A 17776-nucleotide genomic window follows, 5' to 3' on the forward strand; every position below is an offset into this window, starting at 1 on the left:
TGGTTTCACAGAACCTATCCGTATGATTCGTTTAAATGATCGATGGTTCCGGTTGGTCGGTATACCGGTAATTGCTTTGCTGGGCGACTGGATTTTCTACGACCAGATTAACCGGCAGCACGGCCTTTCCTTCTGGCTCGACTATGGCGTTAGCTTAGTTGAAGTGTCGCTGCTGTGGACCATTAGTCGGTACGGCATTTACCGGTCGAGAAAGCGGTATCCAACCTTGAGTCAGACGCAGCAACGGGTTATCTTTCAGGTAGTTTGGTTTGTTCTGATCACTGGTCTGTTCAGACTGATCACCTCAACGATTTACGATGTGACAATGATCTGGGGCTACCACTATACTCCTTTGCGGTACTTGTATAATATTGCCGTGGGTATCTTCTGTGTCATTCCCATTGCAGCTATCTATGAAGGATTGTATCTCTACCGACAGTGGCGGGTGACCTATTTTGAAGCCGAAAAACTAAAGAAAATTACCCTGCAAACCCAGCTTGAATCACTTCGCGAACAGGTCAAACCGCACTTTCTGTTTAACAGCCTCAACACCCTGCAGGGATTGGTGATGGAGGACGAAAAAGAGCAGGCCGTCACCTTCATCATCAACCTCTCGCAGGTATATCGCTACTTGTTACAGAGTAATGAGCAATTAGTTATTCCGCTGACGAAAGAACTGGAGTTTATACGGGCTTACGTCGATCTACTTAAAACCCGCTTTGAAAAAGGGTTAATCCTGGAGGTCTACATTGCACCTGACTTGCTGGCCTACCTTATTCCCCCGCTAACCCTGCAGATGCTGGTCGAAAACGCCGTTAAACACAACCGGGTGTCTTCCAGTCAGCCACTTACGATTCGGATTTATACGGATGCGGCCCAGAATGTTGTCGTCGTCAATAATCGACAACCCAAACAATCCGCCGTGGTCTCGAACCGAATGGGGCTAACTAACATTGCGGCTAAATACCGGCTGTTGAACCAGGCCGATATCGTTATCCATCAAACCGAGACAACGTTTCAGGTCTCCGTTCCACTCCTTAAAACTACACCGGCATGAACATCCTGATTGTTGAAGATGAAGCGGTTGCCGCCCGCCAGTTGAAAGCCATGCTGAGTCGGGCAGGCGACGATATTGTTGTCTTGACGGTATTAGACAGCATTGAAACAACGGTCGCCTATCTGCGCCAGTCGCCCCGTCCCGACCTGATCTTACTGGACATCGAACTATCCGATGGACAGAGTTTTGACATCTTTAGCCAGGTTAAGGTAACCAGTCCAATTATTTTTACGACCGCCTACGATGAGTATGCCCGGCGGGCTTTCGAAGTAAATAGTGTGGATTATCTGCTAAAACCCATTGAAGAAGCAGCCCTCACCAAAGCCCTGGATAAATTTCGGCAGTTACGTCAAACGTATGGCGGCAGTCATCCAAACCAACTCAGCGGCACTAGTAGTCTGCTGATACCAATAGAGGAACTGGTTCGCCAGATCAATCAGTACCAGCCCCCGACTACCTTATTTCGGGATCGATTTCTGGTGCACATGGGTCAGCGATTAGTGCCTCTGGAGGTAGCGGAAGTAGCTTATTTTTTCTCTGCCAATAAATTAACCTATCTCAAAACGCAGTCTGACAAGCAGTATGCGATCGACTATTCGCTCGATGAGCTGGAACACTCGCTCGACCCCCGCCAGTTTTATCGAGCAAATCGGCAGTTTATTATCAGTCATAAGTCCGTGCAGAAAGTGCATTTCTATTTCACCAGTAAACTTAAAGTAGATCTCAGCCCATCGTCCGATGAGGATGTCATTATCAGTCGGGAAAAGGCTATGGCGTTTCGGCGGTGGTTAGGTGAATAGTCTGGTAAGGGCAGGGTACACCGAAGCTTCGTCGGAAGGCAATAAGCCGAACCGTCTAAATCGCCTTACTAAATTCAACAGGTAAGATTAGTTTTTAAAGCACTAATACCGTTCATTTAAATTCTCTAGTCAGACTAGGTGTTGGGTTTTTCGAATGGGCTTTTGAAAAGCCTGTTTTTGAATGGTCTTGGCTATCCGATTGAGTTGAGCAACGATTGGTTGACAATAAACCAGGCCCAGCAGCAGGAGCAGCATCTTCATGATCCAATAGGTTTGAGTAATGATTTGATCAAAGTTGTTCTCCCCCTTACCAAAACCGAAATAAACTCTGTCATCTACCCGATTTTGTCGGCTATGTATCGATTTTGATCGGCATCCGATTAGTTGGAGAATAGTGTTGACTTCACATTAAATTAAGCGCTTAATCAGCTGAAGCACTAATGCGTGTATAAGCCGACTCGACTCTTAAACGCCCATTTCATTGTGACTGTGTACTGGCCTTATTAGACACAGAATCTTTTTAGGTTCAAAAATCTCAAATTGTCGTCTCACGAATCAACGTATCTTTTATTAAGGGCTCATGAGTTAGTGAGAATTTTTAATTAACGATTTATCACTGTTTTGCTAATCTGGCTCAGGAAAAAATTGATAAATAAGTCCGCTTCTGTTTCATACTGCACAATAAAACTCCTCAATTGCCGTTTTATATCTACTATGTTTCTTCAGCCCCAAGCCTTCAGCGGATGGGGCTTTTTCATTGGCCTTTTGCTTACCTTTATTGATATGGAAAATATACCTGATCAGCCTACCTCCCAGCCTGATCCATCAGTCGGTCAGAAACAACTCGTAGAAGACGCTATCAATTTTCTAAGTATTTGTGATCGCTTGTCAACTAGCTATGATAGCGGGTATTACTAGGAAGATGTTCAACGAGCCTTATGCATTGCAACTGGTTTAGAGAAGTGGCATGAGCGCACGGACAACATCGACCATAGCCACCAAGCCCAGTCCAAGCCAGATGGCAAAGAAATAGAAGGGTCCTACGTAAATGTAGTCGCGTCCATGGGGGTTCAGAAGGGGGGGGATTTAGGAGTACCTGGAGTGCAACGCCCGTCAGTAGGAAGAGTACGCCAACCGTAAAGAAATCGGGTCGACAATGCCGGCACTGAACCGCCATACCCAAAAAGGCCAGCAGAAACGGCAGCATGTAAAAGTTGTCGTGGGCTTTGTTGGCTTGTCGAACGAGCTAACAAAGCCCACTCCTCCCACAGATGATCCTCCTTGATTGGCTCCCCTGACCGTAAATTTACTTGACAGCTGATGGGAGATGAACAACCACAACGAATTGGATTAATAGCTATGAGAGCCTGCCCTTTGGCAACAAAACCGTTTCATTGCCTGTTTTTTCTAAAAGCCTCCACTGACCTGTGACTTCTCGCCTACGCCCCGAAGATCTTGCCTTGTCCCCATATAAAGAACTGATTCATACACTGATTAATCAGTGCCTGCATACCGAATTAGCCGGTCCCCAGTTGAGCTATCAAGATTACTCAAGGCTCGTTCGAACCCTATTACTAACCACGCAAAGCAGCCAGCGGACTAGGGTCATTGTAGAAGCGGTACTGGCTCAAGCCAAAGAACTACAAAAAACAACCACTTGGGTCGAAGGGGAACTAAAGTTTGAAGGCATGCTTGAGGGGGTTGATCGAACCGATTTTTTACTCTTCGAGCTAGAACAGGCTGGCTCGGTTACGGATGCGCTTCTCGACCAGTACAATGAGCGACTGAAACGGTTTAGTCAATCAGACCTATGACTTCTCAGCAGCTTACCCAAGACTGAAGTATCAACTAGATCAGTTAAAAGCTGAAGGGTTTTCTTACTAAGAATCTGTCAGAAAATAGTTATCTGAGCCTTCTGTTCATCATGGCACCGACTTGTCTTTTAGGTGTTTCCATTGTTAATTAGAGAGTTCAGTGGGATACTTTTTGTGGGCTTTCTGCCACGTCGGCGGTCCGATTAGTTTGGTACTGAAGGCATCTTAGAAGTGCTTTTTGAAGTTTGGTCGCTACAAAATTCCCTTTTTATCGGATGCCTTTTTCTATGGCCATAGGGTTTTCAGACAGTTTCTTAAAGTAGGGGAATAAAAAAAGCGCTTTACCAGATTGATAAAGCGCTTTTGTATTGGTAAGAAAAATTAGTTTTTCTTAGGAGCTGTACCACCTGCGGGCGTAGCAGGCTTAGTTGTCGGAGCTGTGCTGCCACCTGTCGTAGCTGGCTTAGCAGCTGCGGCTGCTTTAGCAGGGTCGATGCCTAATTTTTTCAGCACAAGTTCGGTGATGTTGTTCTCTTCAGGAGCTACCAGCAGAATGGGGATGGTGTTGGCACCAGCGTCCAGGTTAAATACATACTGGAAGCCACTTTCCTTCGCTACAGCGTCGATGGCTTTCTGGATCTTCTGAACAACAGGATTCACCAATTGCTGATACTTGCTCTGAAGCGACTGCTGCGAGGTTTGACCGAATTCCTGAATTCGGGCCTGAAGGCTCTGCAATTCCGTTTCGCGGTCTTTCCGAATCACATCCGTCATCTGCGCAGCTCCTTTTTCATAGGCACTGTATTTGTCTTCCAACTCCTTCTGCATCCGCTTCAGTTCATTTTCTGTTTGCGTACGCTGGATGGTCAGTTGGTTTTGAATATCTTTTGCTTCAGGAGTTTGCGACAGAACGTAATCGATGTTCGTATAGCCTAACTTCAGCGGACCCGCTGCGGAGGCCGTAGTGGGCGTTGTTGTTGGGGCTTGTGCCTGTGCGTTCAAACCGCCCATCAGAAGGGCCGCAGCAAACGCCATGACGAGGTTTTTCTTCATTTCGAATTTTAGTTGTTTTAGCTTACTTCGGTTTTACTATGGTTGTTTTGTTTATTGGATTGGTTGGGGTGGCTATTGGTTTAGTATCAAGCCCCAATTCTTCCATCACATAATCAGAGTAATCGTGCCGGGGGTTCGTATAAAGCATAACAAAATCAGAGGCCTTATCGAACATGAAATCTAATTTTTTCTGCAGGCATATTTTTTCAACTGCCCGATTGATCAATTCCATAGGCGCTTTCATCAGCTCCTTCTTTTTTTCATACAAAAGCCCCTGATAGCCAAAGACTTTGTTGTTGTACTCACGAGCCTCACGCTCTTTGTCGCTGATGACGCGCTGGCGATCGCGCTTCATATCTTCAGTCAGCAGAATTTCTTCGGCCTGATACGCCTTTTGCAATTTTTCAATGTCGACGTACTTGTCCTGAATATCTTTTGACCACTTGTCAGCAAACTTGTCGATTTCGCTGAGCGCTTTTTGGTATTCAGGCATTTTACTAAAGATGTATTCCGAATCAATGTAGCCAAACTTCTGGGCCTGAGCAGGAATACTTAGCGCAATAGCATACAAAAATACAAAAAACAGGACTTTTTTCATCAGGAATCAGGTAATTTTTACGGGAAGGTGTTGATTGTCAAATGGATTTATGAGCAATTGGCGAACAAACCGTTACAAAAACCGTACCGCTCCGGTAGCCTGGCTCGTAAATCCATTTAACGTCAAACCGTCTAAAATCTTATCTGATTTGCTGCCCAATTGTAAAGTGGAACTGGCCCGATGCTTTGTCTTTAACCCCCGGAATCTTGTCGAAACCATACCCGTAGTCAATACCGATCAGACCAAAGGCAGGCATGAAGATACGGGCACCAAAGCCCATCGATCGCTTCAGATCGAACGGATTGTACTGTTTGTAACTGGCCCAGTTGTTACCGGCTTCCAGGAAGGTTAGTACGAAAATGGTGGCCGATGGGTTCAGCGAAACGGGGTAGCGAAGTTCAGCAACGAATTTGTTGTATACTACACCGCCCTGGCTACGAGACGTTTGGTCAACAGCCCGGTCGTAGTCGGCTGTGTACACACTCCGGTCGTCGTAACCCCGTAAACCGATGATGTCCTGCGCCAGTGCAAACTGCCCTTGGCCGGCTAGGCCTGATCCACCCAATACGAAGCGTTCGAACGGACCAATCGTAGTGCGCTTGTTGTAGCTACCCAGGAAGCCCAGGTGAGCACGGGCATTTAGGACCAGTTTGCCAAACACTGTCTGGAACCAGCTAGCATCGAACATCCATTTGTGGTATTCGACAAACTTATATTTATCTCTTGGTGCCTCGGCCGCAGTGGATGTGCGCCAGGCTGAATACGGAGGAGTAAAGGAACCGCTCAGCGTGAACGAAGAGCCATTCCGTGGGAACTGCGGATTATCGATGCTATTGCGCGATAATGTCGTGTTGAACGTAATGTTATTTGAAATACCATCCTTATAACCAATATAGAATAGGTCAAGGTTGTTCAGGTCATATCGTTGATAAGAAAGCGAGTTAGTCAGCGAGAAGTAATCATCTGGAATCTTCAACTGACGACCCAAGCCAATTGTAATAGCTGTGTTTGTATAGGAACCTGTTGGCGTACGACCCTGTAAGCTCTGATAGATACTATAAGGGTTCAGTGGATCGTAGAACGTCCGGTACACCGTATGGCTGGCACTTACTGAAAAAGCGTTTGGTTTGCGCCCGCCTAACCAGGGTTCGGTAAACGACAGGGAGTATACCTGATACTGGCTGCCGTTGGCCTGGAAGCGTAACTGTACCCGTTGGCCGTCACCGGCAGGCAGTGGTTTCCAGGCGTTGAAGTTCGGAATATTGCGGGCCGAGAAGTTGTTGAATGTCAGTCCTAGCGTTCCTACGAAACCGACGTAACCACCCCAGCCACCCGATAATTCGATCTGATCGGACGGCTTTTCTTCGACAGAATATTCAATATCCACTGTTCCATCGCTTTGGGGAACGGGGTTAATACCAATCTTTTCGGGGTCGAAATAGCCGAGAGTTGCCAATTCGCGTTGAGTACGAATCAGAGCGGTTTTCGAGAATTTCTGACCGGGCAACGTCCGAATGGTACGCATCACCACGTGATCACTGGTTTTGGTATTACCGTTCAGAATAACTTTGTTGATGGTGGCCTGCTTTCCTTCGAAAATTCGGATTTCGAGGTCAATCGAGTCGCCTTCAATAGCTCGCTCAATGGGCTGTGCATTATAATACAGATAGCCCAGGTCCATATACTGCGAACTCAAATCCTGCCCTGGATTGCCATTCAGGCGTTTCTCCAGATCTTCCGGGTTATATACATCGCCTTTATTGACACCCAGCACCTGACGGAGCTGATCGGCCGTGTAAAGGTAGTTGCCCGAAAAATCGATTTTGCGATAGTAATACTGATGACCTTCATTCACCTTCATGTTGATGCTGATGGTCCGGCTCCCGTTATTAATGACCGTATCGTGCTCGATGGCTGCGTCGCGGTAGCCGAGCTTATTGTAGTACTCAAGCAGTTTTTGCTTATCCTCTTCGTATTTTTTGGGGATGAACTTTGAAGGGGAAAAGAGTCGACCGAAGCGCATTTCCTTGGTGCTCTTCATCTTCATCCGTATTGCATCCTCGTCAATCTCATCCAGTCCTTCGAAGTTGATTTTGGCAATTTTAACTTTCTGGCCCTTATCAACGCTTACCCGCATGGTCGCATTGTTACGCGCACTGTCAGGAATGGTTGTAATTTTGACTTTGGTATTCAGATACCCCTTATCGACGAAGTATTTGCGGACAGCCAGCTGGGTATTTTTGGTGATGGTGTTGGTTACGATCTTACCCAGGTTGAGCTTGATTTTATCTTTCAGGTTGTCCTGCTCGCCTTTTTTGACCCCGACGAAGTTAACCCGATAAAGACGCGGACGTTCCTGAACGCGGAACATCAGCGAGATTTTGTCGTCGCTGACATTGGTGGCAAACAACTCCACGTTGTCGAGCAGACCCGATTCCATCAATTTGCGCACCGACGAACCGACGGCCTCACCCGGAATGCGGATTTTGTCGCCCATTTTCAGCCCGGCCAGCGATACCAGCGAATTGGGGTCCAGATAACGGGTGCCTGTTACGGTTAAACCAACAATTTCGTATTCTTTAGGGTTAGCGTAGTTGAGCAGATCGCTACTTTCAGTAGAAGCGGGCGTAGGCGTATTGTCGCGACCTATACCCACACGTACCTGCGCCCGAAGCTGAGCAGGTACTAGGCTCATGAGCAGACAAACGGCTCCCAATATGATTTTTATACGGTGTTCCAAGTTGGTATTCACGTTAGGTGAATGAATAATGGAAAATGCAAAATGAATAAGTAGGGCTATTAGGAAACATTATTCATTTTACATTTTCCATTATTCATTTATATTCATTCATTATGTTGATTAGATTCCATTTACCCCTAAAGGGTTGGAGTTCAGTTGGCTTATTTAACTAGCTGCTCACTGGTTTTGCCAAATCGGCGTTCGCGCTGCTGGTAATTGACAATGGCTTCGTGCAAATGGACTTTCCGAAAATCGGGCCAGAGCACATCGGGCATGTACAATTCCGCATAAGCCAGTTGCCAGAGCATGAAATTACTGATGCGCATCTCACCACTGGTTCGGATCATTAGTTCGGGGTCGGGAATTTCGCCCGTTGCCAGATGATGACTAAATACAGCGTCATCAATTTGTTCAGGAGTCAGTTTCCCATCCCGTACGTCTTCAGCCAGTTTTTTAGCGGCTTCCACAATATCCCAGCGGCCACTATAGCTAAGCGCCAGAATCAGCGTTAAACCTGTATTCTGACTTGTTTCGCGGATAGCTTCGGCCAGTTCCCGTCGGCAGTCTGTTGGCAGACTTTCGGTGTTACCAATGGTCGCTAGCCGCACATTATTTTTCATCAAGGTTTTTATTTCCTCCCGAATGGTGTGGACCAGGAGCGTCATGAGCGCGTCTACTTCGAACTTCGGACGATTCCAGTTTTCGGTGGAAAACGCGTATAGGGTAAGGTATTTTACGCCTAGTTCAGCGCATCCTTCCGTAACTTCACGCACCGCCTTGATGGCATTGCGGTGACCAAATACCCGAGCTGCTCCCTGCCGTTTTGCCCAGCGTCCATTTCCGTCCATGATAACGGCTATGTGCTGGGGCAGATTGCTCGGGTTAATGTGTTCCTTCATCCCAAGTGGGGAGTTTTAACAAGAATTAAGATAAGATATATCTCTTCAGATCGCCTTTGTTCGACTGCCTAGTCTGCAAAGTTACTAAATTCTATTAGATCAAAAGAATAGAGATGACGCGAGTACCAACGTCTTAACTTATTTTAATAGGCAGGAGCAAGAATTCATTTGCTTGAATTTCCATCGAGAGGTTGTTGCTCTGGCTCCGACTTTCTTTGTTAAATAATAATCGGCAGCCTAAGAATGACGCTTTAGGCCAGAAGAAGGCTTCATTGCTTTCGCAACCGCATAACCTGCCCACCTCCGGCGGCTAATTTCAGCGATACAACTTCCAGTCGGCCAACCGTCTGCGTTTGCTGGATCAGATGATTCGGATTTTGTGCTACGTCGGGAGCATCTGAATAAAGTTCGACTGTATAGTTGCCTTCGGACAGAAAATCCAGTTTAACCGATAACTCGCGGGCGGTTGAGTTAGTAATACTGCCAATAAACCAGTCGGTTCCTTTGCGACGAGCTACGGTGATGTACTGGCCTACTTCGGCATTCAGCACACGAGTTTCATCCCAGATGGTAGGTACTTGCTGGATGAATTCGAAGCCCGGCTGGCCTTTGTAGGCATCTGGATAATCGCATACCATGTTCAGGTAGCTTTCGAGCACGACATACATGGCCAATTGATGGCAGCGAGTACCATGCATAAGCGGCCGGGTGTATTGAATCTTGTACTGCTTATCGGGTACGGCCCGGAAACCGCCAAGGTGCATATCGGTCGGGCCGGCAAGTAGTCGCGTAAATGGAAAGATGATGTCGTGGTCGGGCGTATCCAGGCCACTCCATTTGGCTGTTTCGTAGTTGAGGGTGGCCTCGCGGGTGAGTTCGTTGGGGTAGGTGCGATGCAAACCCGTCGGTTTGTAGGCCCCGTGAAACTGAATGTGCAACTTATGCCGGACCGCCGATCGGAGAATTTCGTTTTGAATATTGACCATTTCCTGATCGTCGCGGTCCATAAAATCGACCATCAGGCCGCTAATACCCCATTTTTCGTATTGCGTGAATACCTCTTCCAGTTTCGGATAGAGCGCCGACCAGTACACCCATACCCGAATACCCACTCCTTTACGTTTGGCATAGTCGCACACCTGTTGCATATCCAGTCCCGGTACGGCTTTAGCGGCATTGACATTAGGGCCGGGTACAAACCCACCACCATCATTGACGTACCATTCGTGCAGACCATACTCCACCACAGAGTGATAATCAATATGGTTAGCGGCACAGAAGTCGATGTAATACTTCTGGGTTTCGAAGTTGTTGCCGGGGGCGAAGGTCGTATCGGGGGTTATGTTTCCGTTCCACCAGGGGAAGGTGGTCTTGCCGGGCTTGAGCCACGATATATCCTCAATCGTACAGGGCTCGTTCAAGCTGGTAAGTAGATTTGACTCAATCAGAGCACCAATCCGATCACTAATGAGCATAACCCGCCAGGGCGTTTGATGAGGTAGTGTGGCTTTTACCTTTACCTCTTTCTGGCCCGGTAAGGGGGAAAGTTGACTGGTTAGCACACTGTTCTTTTTAACCAAATACATGCCTGCATAATCGACCAAGGCCGCTTCGGTGATAGCCAGATAGGTTTTATTCGGAAATTCAAACAGCGCAGGCATGTCCATCAGGGTATCATTTTTGATTTTACCTAATGGAATAGTGGTATAAAGACCTTCATGTGAGGTGGTGAAATTGGGTAAAAACAAGGCCCGAACCGTTGGATTCTGGGGCAGCTGAAACGTGGTATTCTCGTCGGTGAGTATATAGGAGTCCCAACCGGCCTGCTTCGGAAACTCATAGTGTAAGGCTACCCCATCATCGAATACACGAACCCATAAAATAATCTGTCGGGCCAATCGTCCTGACGTAGCACTTTCAATCAGCGGAATGGCGGCTTCCCGGTAAATCGTATGCACCTTTTTGACCTTTCCCACCACCAGTTCATAGGTATCGTCGATGGTTTCGATGGTTGGTTTTTGTTGGGTCAGATTCGGGCCAAACAGGTCGTTGTTCTGAAATGTCAGAGTTAGTGTTGAGTTGTCGATCAGGGTTTTTTGATTGAATAAGACGCGATAGGTGGGGGCAGTTTTGGTGAGGTTGAAGATAAAAACGATGCGGCCATTCGGAGACGAAACGCGTACGTCAGCTCGGGTAATGGCGGGCTTTATCAACAGGAGGACTAGCAAAAAAAACAGGCTAGTTGTTTTCATCGTCCAATACGGCATCAAAAAGAGTGAGTAAAAGGTTAGGCTTTGATTTGATTGGACAAGTTATTTGAATGATGCGCAATATACGTAGTTAACAATTGGCTGAACTCGTCAACATACGTCTGAACATGTACCAGCATGTCGCCAGGCTTCTGCGTTTTTTTCTGCAAATCTGTATAGCTTATTTCCTGATTCGTTTGCTCAATGTGATGGATTCCATAAGCCAGTAACTTCCTGAGCAAAAGAAATAGGGTGGTCCACGCCTGGGAATCCTGATAAGCTTCAGTCAACTGGTTTTGGGTTTCTCCAGACGCAATGCTGTTTAAATACCGTCTGATTTCGTCAAGCTCCTGTGTACTAAACTGTATTGTCATTGGAATGGCGTTGATAAGACAGACGAATAGAGCAGGCTATACACGCTATTGAGATACCATTGCCTGCTTTGAATTGTTTGACGCAGAAATTATACAAAAGGTTACTAACAACAGAATTTTGTGATGAGTAGTCAGAAGAAAATATAAAATTACGAATAGGTCTGGGAAGAATTGATTTTGGTGAATAGCACTGTAATGGCCTTATTTTCTACGGCTTTTATGCGTAACTTGTACGGTGATCTAGCTAAGTTTCAAAAACTGACTTTTTTGATGAAAAAGCATAACTTATTGATTTCTTCACTGCTTTTAGGTGGACTTTTTACGCAGTCGACCTTCGGGCAGGTCGCTACGTTGAATACCCGAATGGACAAAATGGCCGAAAGCCTTGAAAAAAAGGTAGTAACCTGGCGTCGGGATTTTCACCAGCACCCTGAATTGGGTAACCGGGAGTTTCAGACAGCGGCTAAAATTGCCGCACACCTGCAATCATTGGGTATAGAAGTCAAAACCGGCGTTGGCAAAACGGGTGTCGTTGGCTTGCTGAAAGGAGGGAAGCCCGGTCCAGTCGTTGCGCTTCGGGCGGATATGGATGGACTGCCGGTAACGGAGCGCGTTGACGTACCGTTTAAATCGCAGGAACGCACCGAATACAATGGGCAGCAAACGGGAGTTATGCATGCGTGTGGGCACGACACACACGTAGCGATTCTGATGGGCGTAGCCGAAATTCTGACTTCGGTGAAGGCCGACCTGCGAGGTACGGTTAAGTTTATTTTTCAGCCTGCCGAAGAAGGTGCCCCTACCGGTGAAGAGGGTGGTGCTTACCTGATGGTGAAAGAAGGCGTTCTGGAAAATCCTAAAGTCGATGCCATTTTTGGTCTGCATATCAATTCGCAGACCGAAGTAGGAACTATCAAGTACCGGCCGGGTGCTACGATGGCTGCGGTTGACTCGTACGCGATTAAGATCAAAGGGAGACAGGCACACGGTGCGGCCCCCTGGTCGAGCGTAGACCCGATCGTTACCTCGGCGCAGGTGGTTATGGGCTTGCAAACGATCGTCAGTCGTAACCTTACCCTGACCGATAATGCCGCTGTCGTAACAGTTGGGGCATTGCATAGCGGTATCCGCCAGAATATCATCCCGGAAGAAGCGAACATGATTGGTACCATTCGTACCTTCAGCCCCGAAGCGCAACAATTGGTGCATCGTCGGATCAACGAAATTGCAACCAATATTGCTGAAAGTGCAGGTGCCAAAGCCGAAGTGAAAATCGACATCATGTACCCGGTTACGTACAACGATCCGAAGTTGACCGATCAGATGATTCCTTCGCTCGAAACAGTTGCAGGTAAGAATAACGTAAAGATTACGCCCGCGCAAACCGGTGCCGAAGACTTTTCATTCTACCAGCAAAAGGTGCCGGGTTTCTTTTTCTTCCTGGGTGGAATGCCTAAAGACAAAAAAGGAACCGAAGTGCCATCGCACCACACGCCCGATTTCTACATCGACGAAGGTGGTTTTGTGCTGGGTATGAAATCATTATGTCGCCTGACCACCGATTACATGGAGTTCGCTAACAAAGGCGTTGCCGTTAAGGAGTTGACCCTGGGCGGGCAGTAAGAAAAATGAAACACAGAGGGCACTGAGATCACAGAGTTTTTCTTTTAAATCTCTCTGTGATCTCAGTGCCTCCGTGTTTAAACCCCTTTTCGTTTTCGCAGCAGTCGCGATAGTAAACCGGGGAAGAAACGCTTGAGGTAGATACCGTAAATTTCGGCCCCGCCAATGTAGACTTCTTCTTTTTTGGCGTCAACGGCTCGTAACAGTCGTTGGGCGAAGTCATCGGGAGCCATGCCCTTCTCCTGATTCTCGTCCATTTTATTGTGTTTTTGCCCACTGGCTTCCAGCGCATTGACCGAAATGGCAGTTCTGATATAACCGGGACAAACAATCGTTACGCGAAGCCCGGCATTATAAACTTCCGATCGAAGGGCGTCGAAAAAGCCGTGCAGGGCATGTTTGCTCGCGCAATAGCCGGAGCGTTGTTTGGTCGCTAATTTTCCGGCTACGCTGCTCGTTACCACAAAATGGCCCTTACCCTGTGCCAGCATGATCGGTAAAACCGCTTTGGTAAGCGCAACTACCCCGAAGAAATTTACCTCCATGATTTGCCGATAAACCGAAAAGTCGGTATCGACAACGGTACTTCGCTGACTAATACCGGCATTCTGAAATAGGTAATCAATTCGACCAAACCGCTGACGTACCGTTTCGACATGAGCGGCCAAATGATCTACATCAGTCATATCCATCGGCAATACCAACAGGTTGGAACCCGGTAAGCCGGTTTGATTGGCCACCCGCTGTAATTCATCTTCACGACGGGCCGAAAGCACCAGCGATACATTTTTCTGCTTCGCCAGCTCCAGTGCGATGGCTTCACCGATACCGGACGATGCTCCCGTAATCCAGATGACCGAATTGGAGAAACTCATGGAAGTGGGACAGTTAGAATTCGATATGTGCCGTTTGCTCCGTAACCACCAACTTCACGTCTTTCCCGATCGGTAAGGCCAGGTTGAACGGCACGTGACCAGCCGGAAAATCGAACAACACAGGATAGCTGTAGGCCGAAACGGTATCTGAAATGATCTCGAAAGCGTCCTTGCCAAAGGGAAGTGATGTATTAGCACGCATATCGGTAAACTGACCGACAACCAGTCCGGCCAGATTCGCCAAGCGTCCTCCCCGTCGAAGCTGGGTCATCATTCGGTCGAGGGAAAAAAACGTTTCGTCGATGTCTTCGATGAATAGAATTTTGCCATCAAAGTCAACGTCGGTGGGTGTGCCAATTGAATTGCTCAGCATCGTTAAATTGCCACCAACTAATGGACCTGTATCCTGACCAATCCGGTTAAGCGAATGGGGAGGTACTGTGTATTGAGCAGGCACTTCGCCAAACAGCCACTGCCGTAACGACTCCAGCGAAGCGACTCGGTCAGGATCGCCAAATTGACGGGGCATCAGTCCGTGAAGGCTCACAATCTGATGATTAACGAAAAGACTAAGCAAGACAGTGACGTCACTAAAACCCACCAGCCACTTTGGATTGGCCTGCAAGCCTGCTAAATCAAGTCCATCAGCAATTCGATAACAGCCATAACCCCCGCGAGCCGCAAAAACAGCCCGAACCGTTGGGTTGTCGAATAATCGTTGGAGATCGGCCCGACGGAGGTCATCCGAACCGGCAAAGGGGCCGTCGATGGCTTGCAGACTATCCCCTTCAATCACGTTTAGTTTCCAGTCGTCACGTAAAATGCGAAGCCCGTCGGCCAGTTCTTCATAAGGAAACCAACTAGCCGGTGCTACTACACCAACCGTATCGCCGGGGCGTAAAAAAGGAGGGAGAATCAAGGTGAATGTATCGTTTTACGGTTTACGGTAAACCCGTATTAATTTAAAGGGACTTCTTCAATATCGTCGAGCTTATCGAGGTCAAGTGTGACAAGGCTTGTTTGGGCACTGTCGTACATGGCTTTGAATTTATAACCCCACCGTACCTCATTGTACCGATACGAAAAACGCCGATGGACGCTTTGTACGAAGGTATCGTCCATGGCCTGGAACGAAATCAGAAATTCGCTATCCGATTTTTCCAGATCGTCGGGCGTTAGGCCATACAGTGGACTATTTTCCGTAATGGCGTGAACCAGCGTCCAGTTGGCTGGGAAAAAAGAAACTTTATTTCGTTCTAGATGAAGTCCGTAATACTTTCGGATGGGTGTTCCATCGGCATTGGTTTCTATTCGCGACAGGCTTACCGTTACTTCCAGATTGATAAGCTGGTTAGGACGCGTATTGATGACACGAAACATCCAGGCATTGACATCCAGATAGGGAGCCAGTACGGCATGGCTGGAAAAACGAACGTGAGCAACTGGCCGGGAAAACCGCCCATAGAGCAGACCGGTAGCCAGCGCAAAGGCTAGTAACCCTACCATCGACTCAAAGGCCGAGATGCAACTGGTCAGAAAACTGTTAGGAGAAATATGGCCGTACCCTACAGTGGTGAGCGTTTGTGAACTGAAAAAGAAACACTTCCAGAACGGACCGTAGATGGAATCATCGTCCATGCCCTGGAGTGTACCAGCCCCTGCCAGCATGTAAATACCCGCGAATAGCGTGTTTGCTGTCAGATAAGCCAGTATAATCCAGCCCAGAAAATGCGACCATGGCATGGTGATGAGCCGATTGTAAATGTTTAGCTGGTCCCACAAATTGGCATTTAGGCGAACGATATTGTAGCTACCATCCTGATTCACTAGTCGTGAGCGCGAATCCGTAATTTTGGTGCCAAAGCCAATATCGTTACGTTGCTCTTCCTGCTCAACTAACTGACTACTTTGGTGTGTTTTAGTAAAAACCTGGCGGGGAGATGAATTCATAACGAGTAGATTTGTTACTCTGTCACCAGACGTGGTTTACTGGCAAAGTTATAGCAAATTTGTTCGGCTGTTTACCGCTCAACGGCAATCATTCCCAATTCTATTCATTTAATGCATCCAATTGAAATTGTAACGGGTCTGCTAGGTGTCACAACATTGTTGGCAGTAGTGGCCCGTTGGCTGCGAATATCTTATCCTATCCTGTTGGTTATTGTCGGACTGCTGATTGGCTGGATACCGGGTTTGCCGCCCGTTATTTTGTCACCTGATCAGGTATTTCTGGTTTTTCTACCGCCTTTGCTCTATGCGGCTTCCTGGCAGATCGACAATGTAGAATTGAAATTATATAGCCGGTCGGTATCATTGCTGGCTGTTGGATTGGTCCTCTTTACGTCTACCATCGTAGCGTTTGTGGCTCATGCCTTTATTCCTAGCTTTTCGCTGGCACAAGGGTACTTATTAGGCGCTATCATTGCTCCCCCCGATGCCGTAGCGGCTACATCAGTCATGCGTGGGCTTAACGTGCCGAAACGTATTACCACGGTCCTGGAGGGCGAAAGCCTGGTCAATGATGCCACGAGCCTGATAATTTATCGCTATGGTCTGGTGGCTATCCTCACGAATCAGTTTGTACTGTGGGAAGCCAGTTATAAATTTATTGGTATTGCACTGACTAGTGTAGCGATCGGGCTAGCCATTGGCTGGATCATGATATGGGTGCATCGGATGATCAGTAAAGATAATGTGACCAGTACGGCTGTTACGTTGCTGACACCCTATGGATCATACCTGATTGCCGAAAATTTTCATCTTTCTGGTGTCCTGGCCGTTGTCACAACAGGGCTATTCCTCTCGGCCCGAACGTCTGAGCTATTTACCTACCATAGTCGGTTACAGACCAATTCGGTTTGGGAAATTGTTGTATTCCTGCTGAATGGACTCGTATTTATCCTGATTGGCTTACAGCTCCCGATGATCGTGTCCAGTCTGAATGGCTATACACTTCCCGAAGCCATTAATTATGCACTACTGATTAGCGCGGTTGCCGTAATTAGTCGACTACTGTGGGTTTTTCCTGGTGCCTATGTGCCACGCTGGCTTAGTGCTCGCATCCGCCAACGAGAAGAAAAACCCACCTGGCAGCAAATAGCCGTTATTGGTTGGGCTGGTATGCGGGGAGTGGTCTCGCTGGCTGGTGCACTGGCGTTGCCCAATACCTTGCCTAATGGGCAGCCTTTCCCAGCCCGCGACCTGATTCTGTTCATTACCTTTATCGTCATTTTTATTACGCTGGTGGTGCAGGGATTGACCTTACCCTTACTGGTCGAAACGCTGAACGTGCGGGAGTCAATAGATGAGAAACAGGAAGAGCGTAAACTACGCCGAACGATGGCATTGCAGGTTATTACGCACCTGGAAGCCAATCATTCGGCGGGCTCGGTACACGATGACGTACTCAATTATGTGAAAAACACATATGAGTTACGGATTAATGAACTGAATGGTATGCTGCGAGGGGCGATCAGCACGACCCATAGACCGACCGAATTGTATCAGCAGGCGATCCGATTGCAACTCGAAGTGATTGATGTGGAGCGAACAGTACTGATAGAGCAGCGCCAGAACAGTTTGCTGGATGGCGAAATTCTCCGAAAAATGGAGCAGGAACTGGATATGGAAGCAGCCCGGTTAACCCTAGCTCAACCGAACGAGTGAGTAACAGACAAATAAGCATAGAAAGAGC

At 47.6% G+C, this 17776-nt stretch carries 16 protein-coding genes; 6 read left to right on the plus strand and 10 right to left on the minus strand.

Translation table 11 applies throughout. From position 1 onward, the window contains the following. The first annotated feature begins 22 nt into the window (after window positions 1-22). The gene (locus ACYVFD_RS07460; protein WP_461089168.1) at window positions 23-1057 is read left to right on the plus strand and encodes a sensor histidine kinase; all 1035 of its coding nucleotides are present in this window, start codon (window positions 23-25) and stop codon (window positions 1055-1057) included. Further along, window positions 1054-1857, plus strand: a complete 804-nt coding sequence (locus ACYVFD_RS07465; protein WP_461089169.1) for a LytR/AlgR family response regulator transcription factor — start codon at window positions 1054-1056, stop codon at window positions 1855-1857. Before ACYVFD_RS07460 ends, ACYVFD_RS07465 begins: the two co-directional genes overlap by 4 nt. Before the next feature lie 129 nt (window positions 1858-1986). Here the strand turns inward: ACYVFD_RS07465 and ACYVFD_RS07470 are convergent, their stop codons facing one another. After that, window positions 1987-2118: a hypothetical protein gene (locus ACYVFD_RS07470; protein WP_461089170.1), complete on the minus strand. Its 132-nt coding sequence runs from the start codon at window positions 2116-2118 to the stop codon at window positions 1987-1989. Between the two features lie 895 nt (window positions 2119-3013). Between ACYVFD_RS07470 and ACYVFD_RS07475 the strand changes: the two genes are divergently transcribed. Continuing rightward, a complete protein-coding gene (locus ACYVFD_RS07475) occupies window positions 3014-3142 on the plus strand; it encodes a hypothetical protein (protein ID WP_461089171.1) in 129 nt (42 codons plus the stop codon). 142 nt (window positions 3143-3284) lie between these two features. Then, complete coding sequence (locus ACYVFD_RS07480; protein ID WP_461089172.1) at window positions 3285-3671, plus strand: hypothetical protein; 387 nt, start codon at window positions 3285-3287, stop codon at window positions 3669-3671. Window positions 3672-4052: 381 nt separating this feature from the next. Here the strand turns inward: ACYVFD_RS07480 and ACYVFD_RS07485 are convergent, their stop codons facing one another. From ACYVFD_RS07485 to ACYVFD_RS07510, 6 genes are all read right to left on the minus strand, one after another. Next, window positions 4053-4724 carry an OmpH/Skp family outer membrane protein gene (locus ACYVFD_RS07485; protein ID WP_461089173.1) on the minus strand — a complete coding sequence of 224 codons (672 nt, stop codon included), beginning with the start codon at window positions 4722-4724 and terminating at the stop codon, window positions 4053-4055. 22 nt (window positions 4725-4746) lie between these two features. Then, a complete protein-coding gene (locus ACYVFD_RS07490) occupies window positions 4747-5322 on the minus strand; it encodes an OmpH/Skp family outer membrane protein (RefSeq protein ID WP_461089174.1) in 576 nt (191 codons plus the stop codon). 139 nt (window positions 5323-5461) lie between these two features. Beyond that, window positions 5462-8017 carry an outer membrane protein assembly factor BamA gene (bamA, locus tag ACYVFD_RS07495; RefSeq protein WP_461089462.1) on the minus strand — a complete coding sequence of 852 codons (2556 nt, stop codon included), beginning with the start codon at window positions 8015-8017 and terminating at the stop codon, window positions 5462-5464. 206 nt (window positions 8018-8223) lie between these two features. After that, entirely contained in the window at window positions 8224-8961 is a 738-nt protein-coding gene (locus tag ACYVFD_RS07500; protein WP_461089175.1) for an isoprenyl transferase, read from the minus strand. A 269-nt stretch (window positions 8962-9230) separates the two neighbouring features. Then, window positions 9231-11213, minus strand: a complete 1983-nt coding sequence (locus tag ACYVFD_RS07505) for a glycoside hydrolase family 97 protein (protein WP_461089176.1) — start codon at window positions 11211-11213, stop codon at window positions 9231-9233. A gap of 35 nt (window positions 11214-11248) precedes the next feature. Next, on the minus strand, window positions 11249-11584 hold the full coding sequence (locus ACYVFD_RS07510; RefSeq protein ID WP_461089177.1) for a hypothetical protein: 336 nt from the start codon (window positions 11582-11584) through the stop codon (window positions 11249-11251). A 270-nt stretch (window positions 11585-11854) separates the two neighbouring features. On the opposite strand from ACYVFD_RS07510, the gene ACYVFD_RS07515 reads away from it, so the two are divergent. Continuing rightward, a complete protein-coding gene (locus ACYVFD_RS07515) occupies window positions 11855-13207 on the plus strand; it encodes an amidohydrolase (RefSeq protein ID WP_461089178.1) in 1353 nt (450 codons plus the stop codon). Window positions 13208-13284: 77 nt separating this feature from the next. Here the strand turns inward: ACYVFD_RS07515 and ACYVFD_RS07520 are convergent, their stop codons facing one another. The 3 genes from ACYVFD_RS07520 to ACYVFD_RS07530 are packed head-to-tail and all read right to left on the minus strand — an operon-like array spanning window position 13285 to window position 16032. Beyond that, window positions 13285-14082 carry an SDR family oxidoreductase gene (locus tag ACYVFD_RS07520; protein ID WP_461089179.1) on the minus strand — a complete coding sequence of 266 codons (798 nt, stop codon included), beginning with the start codon at window positions 14080-14082 and terminating at the stop codon, window positions 13285-13287. Between the two features lie 13 nt (window positions 14083-14095). Next, window positions 14096-15001: a S66 peptidase family protein gene (locus ACYVFD_RS07525; RefSeq protein ID WP_461089180.1), complete on the minus strand. Its 906-nt coding sequence runs from the start codon at window positions 14999-15001 to the stop codon at window positions 14096-14098. 38 nt (window positions 15002-15039) lie between these two features. Beyond that, window positions 15040-16032 carry an ion channel gene (locus tag ACYVFD_RS07530; RefSeq protein WP_461089181.1) on the minus strand — a complete coding sequence of 331 codons (993 nt, stop codon included), beginning with the start codon at window positions 16030-16032 and terminating at the stop codon, window positions 15040-15042. Window positions 16033-16143: 111 nt separating this feature from the next. Between ACYVFD_RS07530 and ACYVFD_RS07535 the strand changes: the two genes are divergently transcribed. After that, on the plus strand, window positions 16144-17748 hold the full coding sequence (locus tag ACYVFD_RS07535; protein ID WP_461089182.1) for a Na+/H+ antiporter: 1605 nt from the start codon (window positions 16144-16146) through the stop codon (window positions 17746-17748). The last annotated feature ends 28 nt before the right edge of the window (window positions 17749-17776 follow it).

Source organism: Spirosoma gilvum, assembly GCF_054776815.1.